The sequence below is a fragment of the Edaphobacter aggregans DSM 19364 genome (genome assembly GCF_000745965.1).
GTDB lineage: Bacteria > Acidobacteriota > Terriglobia > Terriglobales > Acidobacteriaceae > Edaphobacter > Edaphobacter aggregans.
The window spans coordinates 1-2,813 of record NZ_JQKI01000284.1 but is presented as its reverse complement, the minus strand read 5'-3'; the positions used below and the strand labels follow the sequence as shown (position 1 = coordinate 2,813).

General features: G+C 57.0%; 4 protein-coding genes and 1 pseudogene. 1 reads left to right on the top strand and 4 read right to left on the bottom strand.

The features are described 5' to 3' along the window. Positions 1-153 precede the first annotated feature (153 nt). The 3 genes and pseudogenes from Q363_RS31195 to Q363_RS45985 all read right to left on the bottom strand — a co-directional run. A complete protein-coding gene (locus Q363_RS31195) occupies positions 154-396 on the bottom strand; it encodes a hypothetical protein (RefSeq protein WP_035358591.1) in 243 nt (80 codons plus the stop codon). 31 nt (positions 397-427) lie between these two features. After that, entirely contained in the window at positions 428-619 is a 192-nt protein-coding gene (locus tag Q363_RS45990; RefSeq protein WP_342667476.1) for a helix-turn-helix domain-containing protein, read from the bottom strand. Further along, positions 608-907, bottom strand: a pseudogene (locus Q363_RS45985) (recombinase family protein); the annotation flags it as partial. The gene Q363_RS45990 and the pseudogene Q363_RS45985, both read right to left, overlap by 12 nt. A gap of 264 nt (positions 908-1,171) precedes the next feature. On the opposite strand from Q363_RS45985, the gene Q363_RS31185 reads away from it, so the two are divergent. Continuing rightward, the gene (locus Q363_RS31185) at positions 1,172-2,332 is read left to right on the top strand and encodes a hypothetical protein (protein WP_035358589.1); all 1,161 of its coding nucleotides are present in this window, start codon (positions 1,172-1,174) and stop codon (positions 2,330-2,332) included. A gap of 299 nt (positions 2,333-2,631) precedes the next feature. Here the strand turns inward: Q363_RS31185 and Q363_RS43485 are convergent. Continuing rightward, on the bottom strand, positions 2,632-2,813 hold a 182-nt coding region (locus Q363_RS43485; RefSeq protein ID WP_035358588.1), incomplete at its 5' end, for a hypothetical protein.

The window sequence follows — 2,813 nt, the reverse complement described above, 5'->3', positions numbered from 1 at the left end:
TCTATCGCGCTCTAAGACCTGCTCTCGCAGGCCCCCGAAATACTCGGCATCCTGCCGTTTTAGCGTGTAGCAGGTCGCGCAGAGGCCCAGGGCGAAGATCTCCTCATTCCCGCAGGGACAGCATATGGCACTCTGGACCCCTTTCTTCAAACTCTACTCCTTCGTCTTCAGTTTGGAGTCGTTTTCGCGGATGAACGCCTCGATCTCCGGCGCACTCGCCAGGATGCGGAGCCATTGTTCTTTGTAGAGCGTGACCGGAAACCGGCCCATGCCGTACAGAGAGACCCCGCCTTTCTCGCTCACCTTCAACGTGAGACCACCCTTGTCTTTGCTCTTGAGCTGGGTATTCTCAGCCCGCAGGCGCTCCAACTCCGCCTGCATCTCCGATTCACTCATCGTTTCCCTCCTCCGATTCCCTGCACACAAGTCATTTTGCAACTTTCCCGGCCCGACGTTTTTTGACCGGGACATATCGATATAGCGTATCCCGGATAATACCGAACTCACGAGCTAGCCCAGCCTTTGAGCCGCCCAGGGCAACGCGCCGGCGCAACTCGGCCGCGCGCGCGGGCGTCAGAGACGGTTTCCTGCCGGTGTACTTCCCTTCCCGCCTTGCGATCGCAATCCCCTCACGCTGGCGCTCGCGGATCAGCTCTCTTTCGGCGAACGCCCCCATGACACTCAGCAACAGATTCGACATGGGCGAATCCTCGCCGGTGAAGGTCAGGTTTTCCTTCACAAAGACGATATGGACGCCCCGTTCCGTCAGCCCCAGCACGATTCTCCGCAGATCATCGAGGTTGCGGGCCAGCCGGTCCATCGAGTGACAAAACACTGTATCGCCGTCGCGGACGAAGCTCTGCATGGCCTCCAGTTGGGGCCGCTTCGCTTCCTTGCCGGTGGCTGCACGCTCGTATGACTCGGCTTTTCCGGTCGAAGCGGAATCCGCCGATAGGCGCTCGACGCCACGGTAACCGTAGCAAGTTCAAATCGCGGCGCATTGTAGGCGAGATAACTGGTACCTGTGCGGTTGGTGGTCTCCCCAAGTCTACCTGATGCGACAGCGAAGTGAGAACTGCTTCATAATATCTCCACGCAAAAGACATTTTCTGAGACGATGATTGGATGCCCCGCACTATGTGGGGTTCCGCTTTGCTAAGGAACTCGATAGATGACTCACGCAATCAAGAAAGTTGTTGGACTGATTGCTGTCGCAGTCGTTCTGGTCGCCGTCGCCGTTGCATGGCATTTCACCCATCTGCCGAAGAATCCCATCGTCACCACCACCACCGGCACTGGAAATCATATCTCTACGCAGAGCGTGGGCGACTTCGATCAGTTTCAGCAGGATCTGGCTGACAGAGTGTTAAAGCAGTACGGTGGCGGCAAAGATTTCAGCGTGATCGTAGCGACAACTGCGTACCCATTGGGCACGCTGCTCCGTCCGACCGGTTCTGTCCCAGCGGACCTCGAAGATTGCGTCCCCACACCTCTTCCTAAGCCGTTCGCTGCGCAGCACCTATTCCCTTCCTATACGATGTCTCGCGACACCGCTCTTGCCGCAAACCTTGGATCGGGCGCACTTCGGGGACTTGATAGCGCTGGAGTAAATCTGAAGCAATCGCAAAACGTCCAGTACACGATCGCAGACACACAGATTCAGATCATGGACGACAAGTCGGTGGAACAGGTCACCGGCCAGGGCAACTGCGGGAAATACATCTCAGACCACCCGGGTATGCGCCTGATCCGCGGAACGGTACTCGGCAAGATGACTTTTACCGTGAGGGTAGACAATCCTGCAACGGTCAAGGCTCAGCTGGCAAAGATCGGTGGGTTCAGCATCGACGACAATCCGGGATCGTCTACGGTGAGCGTCTCTGACAATGAGAGGCAACCGATCGTAGAACTGCTTTCAGAGTTTGGCAATGGGCCGACTGCCTCCATTGCGCATCCGACTCCGAAGCCTGTGGAAGCATCGGTTGTTTCCGGCCGTTCTCCAGCATCGGTCGAGCCCCAGCCGCCGCACATGTACGTACAGATGGATGTTCAGGATAGCCCAGCCTCGGGCGCGAAGGTCGTTCAACTCCTCCGTGCCGGCTGGCCCTCTGCTAACGTCGAGTCCAAGGTGCAGAAAATCCCAACTCAGAAGATGCCTGACACAGCGCAGGTCAGATATTTCAATGAGTCGGATCTAGCAATAGCGAATCGATGCGTAGAGATTTTGCGTAAGGCCTATCCCGATGCACGAGTTGTGAGAATCGGCTTGCCTTCGCCGAAGGAACAACTCGAAGTATGGCTGCCGAAGATAAAGCCTGCCGGGGGAGAATAATCACGTGAGCCGTATAGGCGACTCCCCTCTTGGCGTAGGCCACCCTTGCTTATTCCGGGCAATCCTCTTGGGAAGACCTCAATCACGCGGCACACATGGAATAAGTTTGGGCTCGAGAGGGCAGTTTTCTACAGGTAGGGGTCCCCTCAGAATACGGGTAGAGTCGAGATGTGACGCGGTGGTTTAGCTAAGGGGAACAGCGAAGTGCCAGGAAAGTTCAGATTTCGGTAACAACGCGCCACTGCAAGGGACCCGGGCCAGTCCGCAACAGGGTGCGTCGTGCACGAGAACACTCAAGCTCAAGAAACCCGGCTCTGTATCCACCGCTGCGAGAGTAATTCAGCCGTAAGAGGGGCAATGGCCGGTTGGCCAGAAGCACCGCGCTTCATCACCGACTCTTGTCGGCTCTGAGATTGCTTCTGGCGGATCAGCTCGGCCGGAATAAAGATCGGTCCAGTCGGCAAGAGTCCACCCAGTGGTG